Here is a 16,177-nt window from a genome sequence, read left to right on the forward strand (position 1 = left end):
TAAATTAACGTTTGAATACATTACTTACTAACCCTTGATCATATAAAAAGCCCCGGAGTTACTACCAGGGCTTTTAATTTTATTGAAAGTAACGTTCCTACTTCTTCGGTTTGTCAGTCATATAGAAGGTAAGTGTTCCTCCTTTCATAATGTCTTCGTGCGTAATGGCGGGTTGTTCCAGTTGTTTGCCATTCAATACCACTTTTTGTACATACACATTTTTATCGCTTTGGTTAATGGCCTCTACGGTGAATGTGTTCTTGTTTTCGAGTTGTAATACGGCTTTGTTGATGGCTGGACTGCCTAACTGATATACTGTGGCACCAGGTGCAACCGGATAAAAGCCCAGGGTTGAAAAAAGATACCAGGCACTCATTTGTCCGCAGTCGTCATTACCACCCAGGCCATCAGGCGCTGGCTTATACTGATGTTTCAGGATCATTCTTACCCGTTCCTGTGTTTTCCAGGGCTGACCGGCAAAATTATACAGATAGGCCACGTGGTGAGCCGGTTCATTGCCGTGTACATAAGTGCCAATAATGCCATCGCGGGTAATGTCTTCCGTTTCAGCAAAATATTTATCAGGCAGGTACATGGTGAACAGCGTATCGAGGCGGGCGCTGAATTTCTTTTTACCGCCCATCAGGGTTATCAATCCTTCGGGGTCCTGGGGAACAAAGAAGCTGTAGTTCCAGGTGTTGCCTTCAATAAATCCCTGACCATGGGTGCTTAACGCATCAAAATCATTTTTAAAGCTGCCATCTTCTTTGCGGGCGCGCATAAAACCAACATTTGCATCGAAGATGTTTTTATAACTGCCTGCACGTTTGCTGAAAGTTTCATAAAGATCTGTGCGGCCCAGTTTGTTGGCGGCCTGGGCTATACACCAGTCGTCATACGCATATTCCAGGGTAGTGGATGCAGAAGTGCCGAGCTTTTCATCGGGGATGAATCCTTTTTCTACATAACTGCCAATGCCTTCATAATTGGAGTGGGTGGCGGTTGTTACGCAGGCTTCCAGCGCATGTTTGGCATCGAACGAGGTATTGCCTTTTAAAATGGCATCTGCAATTACCGATACGCTGTGATATCCACTCATACACCAGTTGTCGTTGCTGTAATGGCTCCAAATGGGCAGCATCTTCAATACGCTTTGGTCATAATGCGCCAGCATACTATTTACCATATCGCCATTGCGGGTAGGTTGTATGATGTTGAAGAAGGGGTGCAGGGCCCGGTAGGTATCCCACAGTGAAAAGGTAGTATAATTGGTAAAGTTGGCAGCGGTATGCACATTCTGATCCAGGCCCTTGTATTTACGGTCAACATCCATATATACGGTAGGTCCCAGGAAGGCATGGTATAAAGCGGTATAGAAGTTTTGTTTCTCTGCTTCTGAAGCTTCTATATTGATCTTTGCCAGCTCGGTATTCCAGGCGGCCTGTGCAGCTGCTTTTGTTTCTTCAAAATCCCAGTTGGGCGCTTCTGTTCTCAGGTTCAATAAAGCACCTTCGGTGCTTACCGATGACAGCGCCATCTTTACTTTTATTTTCTCGCCTTCTTCTGTATTAAAGTTGAAGAACATACGCAATTGTTTGCCGGCCAGATCAGGGAAGTTTTTGGTTTGATTGAACTTTCCCCAAAAACCGCGGTACACCTGTTTTTTGCTGAAGTCTTTACAACCATATTCTTTGAATGGTTTCGAAAAGGTCATGGCAAAATAAACGGTGCGGGTGCGTGCCCAGCCAGCGGTTTGGCGGTAACCGGTAACCAGGGTATCGTTCTCTACCCGAACAAAGGTCCATGCGTCTTTATCCTCGTAATTATAAATGCCATGCATAAGATCGAGGATGATGTGCGCATCGTTTGTTTTAGGGAAGGTGTATTGGTGAAAGCCGGTGCGTGTAGTGGCAGTTAATTCAGCGGTGATGTTGTCATCATCGAGCTTTACTTTGTAATAACCGGCTTCAGCTTTTTCATTGGCATGGGAAAACGCCGAACGAAAACCTGTTTTGGTATCGGTGGCTATACCGGGGTTCAATTGCAGCGCGCCCACAGTGGGCATTACCAGGAAATCGCCCAGGTCGCTGTGGCCGGTACCGCTGAAATGGGTATGGCTGAAACCTACAATGGTTTTATCGTCGTACTGATAACCTGCGCAATATTTATATACATCGGGGTTGTATTTCCCGTTCATTTCATAAGGAATGGTATCGGTATCGGGACTCAGTTGTACCATGCCGAAGGGAACGGTGGCGCCGGGAAAGGTGTGTCCCATCCGTTGGGTGCCTATAAGCGGGTTTACATATTGAACTACATTTTTTTGTTGAGCAAATAAGGATAAGGGCAACATCCATAACAACAGGAAGCGTTTCTTCATGTGCGATTTTTTCTTTATTTAATAAAGTTGAACGGTTACAAAACTAGGGGCTAATATTCTGCTAAAACGCACCTAGCTTGCCGTTTCCTGTGCTTTTACATATAAATCCCATAGCTGATCAACCGTTTTGCCGGTGTATTGCGCCCATAATCCTGCTTCATAGGTTCCGTTGTAGGCAGCGGCATTCAGTTTATCGACGATCTTTTTATCATAATTGCTTTCTACCCAGGCCAGAAAACGGGCGGTAACACGGTAGGCACTGGTATAGTGGTGATCGGGTTTTACAGCGGGAAGCTGCCAGCCGCCTTTTTCATTATTTACGCCGTATTTGAAACGCACATAATCGGCGATGCCTTCGGTTAGCCAGCCGGGTGTATTGCCTTTATGGTAGTCCTGCACAATGTGCATGGCTTCGTGGGTGATCACGTCGATGTCTTCGGGGTGGGCTTTCATCCAACCGGGGTTACAGCGAATAATGCCATTGCTGGCGGCTGCCACTCCATCGTAAGCGGGATCAATGATGAACACTATTTTCTTTAATGCCTTCTTATTGAAGCGTTTTACTTCCTGGGGGTAAACAGTAAAAAAGGCATCGGTTAATTTTTGCTGGGTAACAGTATTAAATGCGGAGTCCTGCACTAAAAAGATGAGGGTAAATCCCTTTTTTGTGATGGAGTCACTTCGGTAAATGGTATTGTTGTTCCGGTCGGTCCACTCGTACCGTTTTACTTCTTTTTTGTTTTGTACGGATTGTGAAATAGCTACACAAAAACTGCTACATGCCGCTATGGTTAAGAATACGCGCTTCATTAAAATTTACTTTTAGTTATTTGTAGTTAATTGAACAAAAGAGCCATCCGAAACTGGCGGATGGCTCTTTTGGTAAGAAATATATTGATAGCTTATTTTGTCTATTGTCTATTGCCTTCTTCGTCATAATAAGATCCCGTTTCATAATCAAATGACTTTGATTTGGTGCTTTTATAATTGGGATCGTAACGTACAAAGAAGTAGAGATAGATGACGCGGCTCAGTCGCATGAGCCAGGGTTGTAAAAAGATCAGTAAGAAAATATTGATGCCGAGCCACCAGAAGAACCGGTTGTCGGTTGTAGACATACCAATGAGCACCCACCAGGCAACGAATGTAGATACCGAAAGGGCCACCGATAACGCATAACTTACATAAGCTGTTCCGTACCAAAAACCTACTTCCATTTCATATTTCTGACCGCATTCGGGGCAATGCGTGGGCATGTCGAACACCTTTTTTAAATTCCATGGATTGTTATTATTGTACATAGGTCCTCTGCGGCACCGCGGGCATTTCATGGTTAACATACTCCATAGGTAATTGGGTTTGGATGCAGGCATGATGCTATTGGATTGTTTCGGTGCAAATTTACAAATAAGTTTAAAGTTCAGGGTTTAAAGTTAAAAGCCGAAAGTTCAACTGGAATGGTTGAGCTTTCGGCTTTTAACTGTAGAACTAACAAACTAAAAACTATAATTAAGCTACCGGAGATCCGATCTTTTTCCGTTCACCGATCTGTTGCCGCCACATAGCATAATAGAGGCCTTTTTCTTCGATCAGGCTTTCATGGCTGCCCGTTTCTACGATATCGCCTTTTTCGAGCACATAAATGCGATCGGCGTGCATGATGGTCGACAACCGGTGCGCGATCATGATCGTGATCTGATTGCGTTTGGAAGAAACATCCTTTATCGTGTTGGTGATCTCTTCTTCAGTTAATGAATCGAGTGCTGATGTGGCTTCATCAAAGATCAATAACCGTGGTTTGCGCAACAGGGCGCGGGCTATTGAAAGCCGTTGTTTTTCACCGCCAGACAGTTTTAAACCGCCTTCACCGATCATGGTATCGAGGCCTTTCTCTGCACGGGCCAGCAAATTCATGCAAGAGGCTTTCTTCAGCACATCCATCAGTTCCTCCTCTGTAGCGGACGTATTTACAAACAACAGGTTCTCTTTAATAGTACCTGAGAACAATTGCGTATCCTGTGTTACAAACCCGATCTGGTTGCGCAGGTCTTCGTAGTTGATGTCGTTTTCATCGATGCCATTGTACAGGATGTTTCCCTGTTGCGGGCGGTACAAACCTACCAGTAATTTCATCAGGGTTGTTTTACCTGAACCGGAAGGGCCAACAAAGGCAATGGTTTCTCCGGTTTTTACAGCAAAACTGATGTCGTCGATGGCGCGTGACTGGGCGGTTTGGTGTTTAAACCCAACCTCTTTGAAATCAAGCGTTTGAATATCGCCGAGGTGTTTGGGATGTTCCGGCTGACGCTCGGGCGCTTTTGTCATCAGGTTATGAAAGTTATTCAGGGAGGCTTCGGCCTCGCGATAACTGATGATGATGTTGCTGATCTCCTGCAAAGGTCCAAATACAAAGAACGAGAAGATCTGCATGGTTACCAGCTGACCTGCGTTCATCTGATTATGAAAAATGAGGTACATTAAGATAAACAGGATTACCTGACGCAGGGTGTTCACAAAGGTTCCCTGTACAAAGCTGATACTGCGTACGCGTTTTACCTTGGTCAGTTCCAGCCCCAGGATCTTGTAGGTGTTTCTATTCAACCGGCTCACTTCCTGGTTGGTAAGCCCCAGGCTTTTTACCAGCTCAATATTACGGAGCGATTCGGTGGTAGAACCTGCCAGCGAGGTTGTTTGTGCTACAATGGTCTTTTGAATGCTTTTTATCTTTCTGCTCAACAGGTTGGTGATATACGTTAGTAAGCCGATGCCTACCACGTAAGCGATGGCGATGTATGGGCTGATAAAAAAGGATGCGTAAAACATTACGAATACCACGCCTACCAATACACCGAACAGGATGTTGATGAAATAATTCATGAACTTTTCTGTATCGGCCCGCACCTTGGTGAGTACGCTGAGGGTTTCGCCGCTGCGCTGGTCTTCAAACTCCTGGTAGGGGAGGCGCATGGCGTGTTTTAACCCATCGGTAAATACTTTGGCGCCAAACTTTTGAACGATCACATTCAGGAAATAGTCCTGGAAGTTTTTGGCAATCCGGCTTATCATGGCCACGCCTATAGAAGCCAGTAACAACCAAACTACCCCATGATAGGGGGCTGTTGCTGTAAAAAAGGTATAGCCAGGATAGTCTTTGGGATTTTTTAAATAATTGTTAGCCAGGTTGATCAGGTGACCGAAAATGATCGGATCGAATAAGGAGAACCCGGTATTTACAGCGGCCAGACAAAGCGTGAGCAAAACCAGCCATCTGTATGGTTTTAAATACGTTAGTAAAATCTTCATAATTGCAATTAACAGTTTGTCGATGGGAATGTTTATCCAGGGGCGACGAATTAATATACAATTTATATAAATCTGCCTGAATGGCCTTGCTGGCGGGAAAGAGTGCAGGTAAAACCGGGAAAAGTGCAATCAGTTCCGGGTTTCAGGTTCCCGTTTCCGGGTTCCTGGTTCCAGGTTTTTTATCCCAGGTCTGATTCGCGGTTTCCGGATGTATAAACGATTGGTAAGTTATTGCTTTTCAGCAGACTTCTCCCCAAAGTAAAAAAACAGGGGCAAGAACAGAAAGACCACCAGCCCGTACTGGGTCTCAAAAACTGCTTCCTGAAAAGAATAGGCCAGTACTAAAAGTACAATTGCCCATAACGTGCGGCTCTTTTGTTGAATAGCCATGGCAATCATGGAAAAACAAATTCCGAAAAAGGTGAGCAATCCGATAATGCCCGTTTGTAAAAACGACTCCAGCCACTCATTGTGCGTATTGAAGTCCTGGTATCCATGATCGGGGGTGCCTGGCCTGCCGGCATACATATTGGCCTCTACATACTTTTGATTTAACAATAGTTGTGCATGGGCAGGTGTTACACCCATAACCCAGGCCCGGTGTTCCTGAGTTATTTCTTTTACAAAACGCCATTGCAGCAGGCGGAACGCCACACCATTAAAATAGAACCTTGGTTCAAACTTCTTTTGCTCCATAACATGCATGTTGCTGTGCATGATGTCGTTGAAGCGGTAACTAATGGGGTTTTTTGTGAACAGGATCAGGCTGCTGATGGTGATGCCTGCAACGGCTACTGCCGTAATTGCCCATCGGGTCTTTACATTTTTTCTTCCCTCGATAATGGCATAATAAACAAGACTGCACAGCATAAAACAGATCACCAGTTTTGACGATAACAAAAACAGGGCGCCAATCAAAAATGCCAGCAGCGAAAAATGTATTGCCTTATTCACTACGTATCGTCCCAGCGTTATTTCCTGCAACAGAAAGATCAACCCGGCATACACAAGTATTGAAAACTGAATGGCATGATGTCCGAGGTCGAGCAATAGTTCGTGATAAAAGAAAATATAGACAGGTGCCTGATGGTAGTGGTATTTAATGAAGCTAATGCCCAAACACCAGGTAAGTATTATAACCAGCATAAAAACATAGGGCTTCATCAATGCATGAAACCTGTCCTTATTTAAATACCGGCAGCTGAAGAAACAAAGTGGAATAAACAACAGGGCGCTTTTTACCTCTATATGCCGCCAGCTTTGGGCAATATTGTCAGTATAAGCGATGGGAATTATTTGCAGTAAAAAGAACAGGCTGCAAAAAAACATGTACAGGTTGCACAATGATTTATTGAACCAGGCGCCGGTAGTGGTTTTGTTATAGATAAAAGATGTAACGACTATCAATCCAATAGCAATACTGCTATAAGCCCTGAAGGCCGCTACGGCAGTCAACAGGAAGCCCAGGAAAAAGAAGTAAAGAAGATTATTGATCAGGTTGTTTTTGGGCATCAGTTTAAATCGACATTTTTCTTCTGTAATGTAAATAAAAACTGATACACATGCCCAGGAACAAACCGCCAAAAAGCCCCACCGCCAGTTGTTTTAATAATACCGGGAAAGTTGGGTTAAGTGGCGTATAAAAATTTTGTAACACATTCACGGCCGATAAAAAGGAAAGTTCTTCTTCATAGTTGAATTTTTTTTCCTGTAACTCGGCTATTTGTGCGCTGATGTCAGAAACGTTCAACAACACCCGGTTGCCTGTATTGCCCGGTTGGCGTAAACTGGTTTCAATAATACCATGCAACTTATTCAGTCGGGCAATTTCCTGTTCTACGGTTTGGGTCATGGCGCCAAGGATCTTTCTGCGGCTGGCCAGCTTTTCTTTAATGTATTCACTGTTTTCCAATGCGTACAGGATTCCCTTTTGTAAGGGTTGTAAAACGGCCGTATCGCGTACGACAACATTAACTGTAAAGGCGGTAAAATTCTTGGGCGCAAAGCTTTTTTGTAATTCTTCGGCTGTAACTCTTTCTACCTTTCTTAACAGGGTAAGGTCCATGTTAAACTGTTTGGCCAGTATGGGCCGTTCCTTTTTTTGGATCAATTCGCACCAGTTATTGATCACCGCCATTTGTTCGGGCTCAGTTAAAATGGTGGGTTGCAGTACCAATGAAGAGGTATACAGATTGGGTGTTTTCATGAATCGGACAAACCCCGCCAGTAAGCCGGCTAAGGCAACTAGGAGTAATAATTTTCCGTACTGCCTCAAAAATGAAGTCGCCGGTTTAAACAGTGCCGATAAATCCAGTTCGTCTGCAGGGGTGGGTATTAATTTAACCTGTTTCATGATTCACCAATACGAAAAATTATATATAGGGGTTGCGTTAATTGTTATAATTTGACATTTAGTATTTTCTGAATTAAATCATATATGGAGGAAATCCGCAGCAGACGCAGCCGTATTTTTTCGAATTTTATGGCCCTGGGCATTTTGCAGGGAACCAATTTTTTGCTTCCGGTGCTGGTAATGCCTTTTGTGATTAACCGCATAGGCGCCGATGGATATGGCATTGTTGCGGTGGCCCAGGTAGTGCTGCTTATTTTTTGTACGGTTTCTGATTATGGATTTAATTTAACCGCCACCCGCGCTCTTGCACTGCACCGGGATGATGCTACAAAAAACAGCCGGCTTTTCTTTACCGTACTGGCGGCCAAAATGGTGATCTGCGGGGTGTTATTCGTAGTATTATTATTGCTTGTTACCCTTGTTCCCTTTTTTAAGCAACATTTTCAATTATACCTGTTTGGTTTTACCTGGGTACTGGGGCAATCGTTGTTGGTAAGCTGGTTTTTTCAGGGCGTGGAAAAAATGAAATACATTACTATTTACACGTTGCTGGCCCGTTTGCTGTTTGTAGCACTGGTTTTTGCATTCATCCGCCAACGGGCAGATCACCGGTTCTTTATTTTGTTTATGGGTGCCGGCAGTCTGGTGGCAGGAATTGCCAGCATATTTCAGGCTATCAGGCTTTGTAAATTACCCATAGTACGGCCTTTGTGGCGTGATGTTGTTCAGGAATTGAAAGAAGGATGGCCTGTAATGCTTTCCAACATTTCTATAAATACCTTTCTAAGCATAAACGTGTTTATATTACGGCTGTTCACCAATGACCTGGTTGCAGGTTATTACAGCGTAGCAGAGAAAATATTCCTCGCTACCCGGCAGGTGCCGGTCATGTTCTCTCAGGTTATATACCCACCCCTTTGCCAGCTGCTGCAAAAGGGAAAGACGGCGACCCGTCCTTTTTTCAGATCGGTGTACGTGCCTTTTTTATTACTGGTATTTACAGGTTGTGTGTTGTTGTTTAGCTTTTCATCTATTATTATTTCCTTCTTTTTAGGGGCTAAAAGCGGCAATGCAGTGTTGCTGCTGCGGTTGTTTTGCCTTGGGCCTGTTATTGTTTGTTTGCATGTTCCGGCCAGTCAGTTATTGATGGCTGCCGATCATAAAAAAAGTTACCTGCGTGTGTTAACGGGGGGAACGGTATTGAATGTTATCTGTAACCTGTTGCTGGTGCCGGTATGGGGTTCTGTGGGTACCGTCATCAGTGTGTTACTGACCGAATTGTTTATAACGGCGGGCTTTAACCGGGAGCTATTTAAAAATAAACTGGCCGGCTATCTCAGTGCCAGGGTACATTAAACCTATACTACAACGCATGCGGATCAATAAATTCTTTCCCGTTGTTTTTATTTACTTTTTTATTAATTCATGGGGGCTGCCTTTTGGGTTAACCTACACGGCGTTGTTAAGTCCGCTTTTGTATATATGGATGATAATAACCCGTAAACGGGAAGTGTTATGGCCATTCCTGCTGGTTATGCTGCCGGTTGTACTGATCCACCTGGCTATTGGCGTTGATGCGAACAGCTATTTTGTTTCCCTGCTTAACATGACCCTGGTTTATATTTTTTGCCAGGCTGTTTATACTTTTCTTATCAGATGCGAACAGCCCGGCAAAATATTTCACCACCTGCTGGTTATAAATTTTATATGTTGCCTGATAGCCATTCCTTTGTTGTTTACGCCCCTCTATGATCTTTTCTGGATGAAACAATTCCTTACTACGGGGGTGACTGATTTCAGGCGGTTGAGCCTGCTAACCTATGAGCCTTCCTATTATGCATTGTTGTTTACGCCCCTCTTTTTCTTCTTTCTGTTGCAGTTGCTTTTTTTCAGAAATACCATCAATGCGTGGTTGTTGCTGGTAATGTTGTTGCTGCCACTGGTCTTGTCATTTTCGTTAGGTGTGATCAGCGCCATTGCTATAGCGGTTGTGATAACTTTTGTATCGTACTATAAAAAGTTTCTGCATAACAAACGGGTAATAAGTCTGCTTGGGCTTATAGGTATAGTGATCCTGAGTGCCCTGGCTGTTGGCTTTATTTTCTTTCCCGATAATATTCTTTTTGTTCGCCTCGATAATGTGGTTTCCGGTAAAGACCCATCGGGTAAGGGCAGAACCTTTGATGCTTTTTGGCTGGCAGATCAACTGCTGGCAAAGAAAAGTTATTTGTGGGGTATTGGCCCGGGGCAAATAAAAATACTGGGATTTGAGCTGATCCGTGATTTTTATGGGTATGGAACCGATACCGCGCGCGTAGCCATTCCCAATGCAGCCGCTGAAACCCTGGCCATTTTCGGCTGGATTGGATTGTCGGTACGCATATTGGCGGAATGTATATTGTTTGTATATACCAAAGTATGGTGTAACTATTACCGGCTGTTGTTGTTCGTGTTTGTGTTTATTTACCAGTTCACCGGTAGTTTTATTACCAATATAGCAGAATACGTTATCTGGATAATGGCGTTTACTGCCGTGTTTCCTGAATATGATGTTATTAAAGAGAATGAATAATGAATATAGGAAGGAGTTACGGATTGCAGGCTTCATGTTGCAGGGAAGACAATTGCAGATCCGGAAAATTTGATTTTCAGGGCTCCCTGAAACCTGGAACCTGGAACCGGACCTTAGTACCGCGAACCCTCTACTTTAATAGGTGCATCTCTTTTCAACTCCCTACTAACTTTTTCCCGTACACAGCGTTTTAAAAAGCTTTCGTATTTGCTGATCACGTTGTTCCAGTTAAACTGTTCCTGTATTTTTTTTAGGTTATTATTGATCATGGCTGCTTCACGGCCGTTGCGACAGGTGTTTTCAATAACTTCTTTTACTTCGTGGTAAGAAGAAAAATAATAAGCATCCTGTTGTAATACCGCACGATTGAACAGGTTGTCGTGCGCTGCAATCAATGAGCGGCTGGCCATGGCTTCGAGCAGGGAAGGGTTGGTTCCACCCACACTATGGCCATGAAAATACAGGGTAGAATAAAATTTGAGCGAGTGTATTTTTTGCGGGTCGTTATAAATGCCACCAGTGAATACGATCCGGGGATCGTGTTTGAATTTTTGTACCAGGTGCCGGCCAAGCTTGTTGTTGACCGAACCGATCACCAGGAATTTATGTTGGCTGTTGCTGGTGTGAAAGCCATCAAGGATCATTTCGACATTGTTCTCTGCGGCCATACGGGCCATCAACAAAAAGTATGAATGTTTTTTTACACCAAACTCCTGCAGCAGGCTTTCTTCTTCATTATAATGTACTTCGGCGCCATAAGGAATGTGTTCACTTGCGATGGCGTATTTATTTTTGAGGTAAGATTGAATAACCACTGAATCGGCAATATGATAATGGCTGAACCGCACGGCCAGTTTTTCGGCCAGTAATAAAAATTTCTGTACTGGTTTGGAGTATTTGGTGCGTTTCCATTCAAGCCCATCCATATTGAAGATGAGTGTACTTTGTTGGGGGTAGAACCAACCCCAGGCTGAACTGCTGGTAAAACCCAGCATCAGGATCACATCGAAGTTCCTGCGCCGGGCATCGATGATGCAGTTGAAATCGTATATGAATTGTCCGAAACTTCCCAGCTTGTGCTCGGGATCGTAGCAATGGATCAACTGTACGTTTTTCCAGGTGCGTTCTGTATGGGGATGATTGTGAGAGTTGTAGACAAACACCTCATGTCCTTTCTCCACCAGCCCGGTTGACAGGTATTCTGCGAATTGTTCAAACCCGCCGTAATTATTGGGAATGCCCCTGGTACCTAATATGCCTATCCGTAATGTCATTGTTGTAATACTTGTTTATAAGCGGCAGCTGTTTTACTGGCGGCTTGCTGCCAGGTATACTGTTCAAATATTTTTTTTCTGAGCGTGTCGGTGCCGGTTGTGCTGGCTGCTTTTTCTACGGCTGCCAGCATGCTTTGCGGAGAGGCCGGATCGCAATAGGCGGCTTCATTCCCGAAATATTCACGGGTATAGCCTTTGTCGGTGATCACAACCTGGCAACCCATAGCGGCTGCTTCAAGGGTCGAGAGCCCGCAGGTTTCGAACCAGCTGGGCAGTATGTGTATGGCCGCTTTTTGATACCAGTTGGCCAGTGCTTCCTGTGGCAACTGGTTTATAAAGGAAATATTAGCCGCTGCCTGTTTGCGGCAGGCAGAATAATAATTGAGCTGGTTAGGGGCCGGGTTACCAATGACCACCAAACGATACCTGGTATTGTTCAACGCTTTTATCAGGTTCAACTGGTTTTTGAGGCCCTCGATCCTTGCCACGCACAAAACAAGGCCCGGGTCTTTAGGTAAACTGTTGTTCCAGGTAAATAAGGATGGGTCAATACCATTGGGAATAAGGGTATAACCGGGTAATGGGGCACCATATTCAGCCAGCTGATCATACTCCATTTTAGAGTTGGGCAATATGTGCGCTGCCTGTTGCAGTATTTTCTTTATGCTTCGTTTATGCCCTTGCCATAAATAAGATGATGTGGCCAGTATATCATTGCCCTGTACCCAGCGGGCGATCGTTTTTATGTATTCTATGCGGTTTGGGGATAAAAAGCGGAACAGATGGCCCGCCAGGCCTTTCCGGTATACCTGATCGTATTCATGATAATTTACCAGGTTAGGCGATACCACAAATGGTTTGTTCGACTGGTTGATATGGGATACAATATCAGCCGGCCGCACGATATTAAAAAAATGCAGCAGGTCGTACTGTTCGTATTGAACAGGTTGATTGGTTAACTTAATGTCCACATCAATTCCCAGCCCTTTTAACTGTTGGGCCGTATTGATGATTTGAAAGGTATCTCCCCCCTTTACCGTATATAATGTTGATCTGGTGATGACTGCGACTTTCATGATACCCTTTCCTTATTATTCGTAGCAAAATGCCCGGCAGTTGCCTTTGATTATTTTTATTTTGGCTGTGATAGGGTGCAACAAGGGCATAATGAATTCGTTAAAAGCGCGACTATTATTCTGTAAGTAACCGGGTAACTGTATTTTTGCCCCTAAAGTAGATATCCTATATGCGATCCATTTTTTTATTGGATGATCAGGCTGGCTTATTGACTCTGAAGGATAAATTGTTATATGTGCTGGTGGTGATTTTTTTTGTAACCTTTTATCCGGCCCATATTCCCTCTGTTAATGTTGTGTCGGTAGTTCTTCTGTCGTTGTACAGCTTTTTTATATATGGTTCATTCCGTGAAAAACTGAGTCTGTTACGGCAGCGTAAGGAAGTGTTTGCAATGGCCGCGTTTTACTTATTGCATATAGTGAGCTCCCTTTGTTCGAAAGATGTGGCTGAAGGTTTTTCCTGGACGGTGATCCGGCTGCCATTATTCGTATTTCCTGTTGCCCTGGGATTTGTGTATATAAAACAGGCGCTAAAAGAGCGGATTTTGTTTGCCTTTGCGGTTATTACCACCATCACTATCCTGTTCTGTTTTGTCTGGAGCATTGTGGTAAGCATTGCCGCAAAGGAATCTGCCTATTTGTATAACGATAACCTCACTGATGCAATCGAAAAGCAATCCATTTATATAGCCTTACTGGCCAATATTGCTATTTTCAGCTTCGTGTACCTGCTTTTCATGAAATCGCCACTGGTAGCAAAAAAAGGATTGGTGTATACCAGCTTGTTTATTTTACTGATGGCTGTTTTCTTTTTGGCCAGCCGTATTGCCCTTATTACCTTATTTGGCAGTGCTGTTTGTATGGCTGCCTGGTATATTATTCAGAAAAGAAAACTGAAACAGCTGGGTTTATTGGTGGCTGGTATTGTTGCTGTGTTAGTGGTATTGGTAACTGTTTTCCCAAAAACATGGAACCGCTTTAAGGAGCTGGCTTTCACCAAATATGAATATACACACAAAGGTGAGGAAAGCCATTTTGATGTACCTGTTACTGCCGATCAATGGAATGGGGCCAATATCAGGCTGGCAGTATGGACTTGTGGATGGGAACTGGTAAAACAGAACCCGGTTTGGGGCGTACAGTTAGGTGATAAAGTTGACCGGATGATGGATATTTACAAGGCCAAACAATTTGATTTTGCCTATGAAACCCGCCGCAACATGCATAACAATTACCTGGATGTACTGGTGGCTTTTGGTATTGTAGGCCTGTTGTTATTCCTGTGGGGATTTTTATTTGAACCACTGCGCCAGTGTATTCGCCACAAAGACTATTTTGGCGTGTTTGTGATTGCTGCCTTTATGCTCTCCTTTATTCCCGAAACCTATTTTGACCGCAGTAACGGAAACATGGCATTTGGCTTTTTTATTGCTTTTATTGTAAGCTACAGGAAGCCTGTAATTACCCCATAGTTATATTGGGGAGTACTATCTTTTAGGGTAATTAGTAATATCATAATTGGCTGCAGCTAACAACAGTTGAAATCCTAATATTATTAGCATGGTAGGAATAACAACCGTGCCGGTGGGCGCTGGAATGAATGCGCTGGCGTATTTTATGTACATCACAATACCATATATGATTCCAAACAGGAAAAGTGGTAACCCGGAGAGTATAAATAAGGAGGCAATGTTAAACTCGTAAAGAAAATATTTTAAAATTATCCTTCTAAAAAAAGCCAGGATCAGCTTAGGCGGAAATTCGATCAGGGTTTTTGTTTTAGACAGACCAGATACCTCGCTGCCATAACGGGCCTTCATGGGTACATCCTGTACCACAGCTCCTACGTGATACAATTCAATCAGTACAGAAGATTCAAAGAAGTACCTTTTGTGGATCTGTTTAAAATTAAAGCTTTGTAGCACGTCGTTCTTAATAGCGAAGTAACCGTTTGTAGGGTCGAAAATATTCCAGTAACCTGAGGCGCCTTTGATCAAAAAGCTAAGTCCGAGATTGCCGATCCTTCTGCCTAAAGGCATGCTTTTCAGGGCATTTAAATCACGGAAGCGGTTCCCTTTGGTAAAATCTGCCGTGTTCTCAAGGAGTGGTTTTAATAATGCGGGAATATAGGAAGGGTCCATTTGATCATCCCCATCCATTTTTATGGTGATGTCACAGTTCAGTTCAAGGCTTTTTTTAAATCCTGTCAGCATTGCCCCACCTACGCCCTGATTGACCTCGTGTTTCAGGTATATGATTTTCTTATTCTCCTTTTGTAGGTGAAGAAGAATGGATTCTGATTCGTCGGGCGATCTGTCGTTTACTGTAATAATATAATCTATTTCGGCAGGTAGATTGGTTATTACTTTTTCGATATGCGCGGCAACGTTATAACAGGGGATTATTACAGAAACGATCATAAGGTTTTGCATTTGTAGATATAAGTCATAGGCATGCATGCCGGGGCTTCAATGGCGCTATTTATCAATGATTGTCTTCTACATACATTTCAATGGCTTTGTCTGTATTCCCAAAATAAACCAAACTGCCGTTTTTCATGAACGCAGTGCGGTTACAGTATTTTTTTATGGTGTCCATGCTGTGGCTAACCAGGATAACCGTTTTTCCCTCGATCCAGCTTGACTCAAATACTTTGATCGCTTTTTCCTGGAACTTCATATCACCCACGGCGAAGATCTCATCGAGGAACATGATATCAGCCCCGGCATTTACCGCAATAGAAAAAGCCAGCCTGGCCACCATACCTGAAGAAAAGAATTTGATCTTGGAATCGATGAATTCACGCAGTTCGGCAAAATCTACTATTTTATCAAAAATTTCATCAATTTCTTTGATCTTCAAACCCAATACCGATGCGGATACATATATGTTCTCACGGGCGGTGAGTTCATGGCTCATGCCCACACCCAGGTTCATTAATAAGGTGGTGCCGAAAATATTGATGTTACCGGTATCTGATGGATATACACCTGCCAGTAATTTGATCAGGGTTGACTTGCCGCAACCGTTCCTGCCCAGTAAACCAATACATTCCCCCTTGTAGATCTCGAAATCCATTGTTTTCAGGGCTTCTACTTTTTTTGTACGTGGGGGATTGAACAGGTTGAATAACCGGTGTTTTACAGTATTGTGGCTGTCTTCTGATATCCGGAATGTTTTACTTATTGATTTCGCCTGAATTGCCAGCGCCTTTGTCAT

At 43.6% G+C, this 16,177-nt stretch carries 13 protein-coding genes; 3 read left to right on the forward strand and 10 right to left on the reverse strand.

The annotated features are described in order from the left end of the window. Positions 1-97: 97 nt before the first annotated feature. The 6 genes from BMX95_RS06570 to BMX95_RS06595 all read right to left on the reverse strand — a co-directional run bounded on the left by BMX95_RS06570 (position 98) and on the right by BMX95_RS06595 (position 7,889). Positions 98-2,380 (reverse strand): GH92 family glycosyl hydrolase, encoded by a 2,283-nt coding sequence (locus BMX95_RS06570; protein WP_081201175.1) that lies wholly within the window; start codon positions 2,378-2,380, stop codon positions 98-100. Positions 2,381-2,452: 72 nt separating this feature from the next. Continuing rightward, entirely contained in the window at positions 2,453-3,190 is a 738-nt protein-coding gene (locus tag BMX95_RS06575) for a basic secretory protein-like protein (protein ID WP_081201176.1), read from the reverse strand. 101 nt (positions 3,191-3,291) lie between these two features. After that, entirely contained in the window at positions 3,292-3,753 is a 462-nt protein-coding gene (locus BMX95_RS06580; protein WP_081201177.1) for a DUF983 domain-containing protein, read from the reverse strand. A gap of 136 nt (positions 3,754-3,889) precedes the next feature. After that, complete coding sequence (locus BMX95_RS06585) at positions 3,890-5,683, reverse strand: ABC transporter ATP-binding protein (RefSeq protein ID WP_081201178.1); 1,794 nt, start codon at positions 5,681-5,683, stop codon at positions 3,890-3,892. 228 nt (positions 5,684-5,911) lie between these two features. Continuing rightward, a complete protein-coding gene (locus tag BMX95_RS06590) occupies positions 5,912-7,195 on the reverse strand; it encodes an O-antigen ligase family protein (protein ID WP_081201179.1) in 1,284 nt (427 codons plus the stop codon). Between the two features lie 4 nt (positions 7,196-7,199). Continuing rightward, the gene (locus tag BMX95_RS06595; protein ID WP_133053950.1) at positions 7,200-7,889 is read right to left on the reverse strand and encodes a hypothetical protein; all 690 of its coding nucleotides are present in this window, start codon (positions 7,887-7,889) and stop codon (positions 7,200-7,202) included. Positions 7,890-8,120: 231 nt separating this feature from the next. Between BMX95_RS06595 and BMX95_RS06600 the strand changes: the two genes are divergently transcribed. After that, on the forward strand, positions 8,121-9,392 hold the full coding sequence (locus BMX95_RS06600) for an oligosaccharide flippase family protein (RefSeq protein WP_081201181.1): 1,272 nt from the start codon (positions 8,121-8,123) through the stop codon (positions 9,390-9,392). A gap of 16 nt (positions 9,393-9,408) precedes the next feature. After that, on the forward strand, positions 9,409-10,608 hold the full coding sequence (locus BMX95_RS06605) for an O-antigen ligase family protein (protein WP_081201182.1): 1,200 nt from the start codon (positions 9,409-9,411) through the stop codon (positions 10,606-10,608). Between the two features lie 113 nt (positions 10,609-10,721). Here the strand turns inward: BMX95_RS06605 and BMX95_RS06610 are convergent, their stop codons facing one another. Further along, on the reverse strand, positions 10,722-11,882 hold the full coding sequence (locus BMX95_RS06610) for a DUF1972 domain-containing protein (protein ID WP_081201183.1): 1,161 nt from the start codon (positions 11,880-11,882) through the stop codon (positions 10,722-10,724). After that, positions 11,879-12,958, reverse strand: a complete 1,080-nt coding sequence (locus tag BMX95_RS06615; RefSeq protein ID WP_081201184.1) for a glycosyltransferase family 4 protein — start codon at positions 12,956-12,958, stop codon at positions 11,879-11,881. The genes BMX95_RS06610 and BMX95_RS06615 overlap by 4 nt, the downstream gene beginning before the upstream one ends. A 170-nt stretch (positions 12,959-13,128) precedes the next feature. On the opposite strand from BMX95_RS06615, the gene BMX95_RS06620 reads away from it, so the two are divergent. After that, entirely contained in the window at positions 13,129-14,430 is a 1,302-nt protein-coding gene (locus BMX95_RS06620; protein ID WP_081201185.1) for an O-antigen ligase family protein, read from the forward strand. 15 nt (positions 14,431-14,445) lie between these two features. Here BMX95_RS06620 and BMX95_RS06625 read toward each other — a convergent pair whose 3' ends face one another. Together BMX95_RS06625 and BMX95_RS06630 are read right to left on the reverse strand one after the other, a co-directional pair. Beyond that, a complete protein-coding gene (locus BMX95_RS06625; protein WP_165758960.1) occupies positions 14,446-15,378 on the reverse strand; it encodes a glycosyltransferase family 2 protein in 933 nt (310 codons plus the stop codon). Positions 15,379-15,442: 64 nt separating this feature from the next. Continuing rightward, complete coding sequence (locus BMX95_RS06630) at positions 15,443-16,177, reverse strand: ABC transporter ATP-binding protein (RefSeq protein ID WP_081201187.1); 735 nt, start codon at positions 16,175-16,177, stop codon at positions 15,443-15,445.

Source organism: Niastella yeongjuensis, assembly GCF_900110245.1.
Lineage (GTDB): Bacteria > Bacteroidota > Bacteroidia > Chitinophagales > Chitinophagaceae > Niastella > Niastella yeongjuensis.

Bases quoted from the DNA above. Each gene is read 5' to 3' on its own strand.
- BMX95_RS06620 (WP_081201185.1), top strand. From the start codon at position 13,129: ATGCGATCCATTTTTTTATTGGATGATCAGGCTGGCTTATTGACTCTG.
- BMX95_RS06605 (WP_081201182.1), top strand. From the start codon at position 9,409: ATGCGGATCAATAAATTCTTTCCCGTTGTTTTTATTTACTTTTTTATT.
- BMX95_RS06600 (WP_081201181.1), top strand. From the start codon at position 8,121: ATGGAGGAAATCCGCAGCAGACGCAGCCGTATTTTTTCGAATTTTATG.
- BMX95_RS06615 (WP_081201184.1), bottom strand. From the start codon at position 12,958: ATGAAAGTCGCAGTCATCACCAGATCAACATTATATACGGTAAAGGGG.
- BMX95_RS06590 (WP_081201179.1), bottom strand. From the start codon at position 7,195: ATGCCCAAAAACAACCTGATCAATAATCTTCTTTACTTCTTTTTCCTG.
- BMX95_RS06575 (WP_081201176.1), bottom strand. From the start codon at position 3,190: ATGAAGCGCGTATTCTTAACCATAGCGGCATGTAGCAGTTTTTGTGTA.
- BMX95_RS06625 (WP_165758960.1), bottom strand. From the start codon at position 15,378: ATGATCGTTTCTGTAATAATCCCCTGTTATAACGTTGCCGCGCATATC.
- BMX95_RS06570 (WP_081201175.1), bottom strand. From the start codon at position 2,380: ATGAAGAAACGCTTCCTGTTGTTATGGATGTTGCCCTTATCCTTATTT.
- BMX95_RS06610 (WP_081201183.1), bottom strand. From the start codon at position 11,882: ATGACATTACGGATAGGCATATTAGGTACCAGGGGCATTCCCAATAAT.
- BMX95_RS06580 (WP_081201177.1), bottom strand. From the start codon at position 3,753: ATGCCTGCATCCAAACCCAATTACCTATGGAGTATGTTAACCATGAAA.
- BMX95_RS06630 (WP_081201187.1), bottom strand. From the start codon at position 16,177: ATGACAAAGGCGCTGGCAATTCAGGCGAAATCAATAAGTAAAACATTC.
- BMX95_RS06585 (WP_081201178.1), bottom strand. From the start codon at position 5,683: ATGAAGATTTTACTAACGTATTTAAAACCATACAGATGGCTGGTTTTG.
- BMX95_RS06595 (WP_133053950.1), bottom strand. From the start codon at position 7,889: ATGAAAACACCCAATCTGTATACCTCTTCATTGGTACTGCAACCCACC.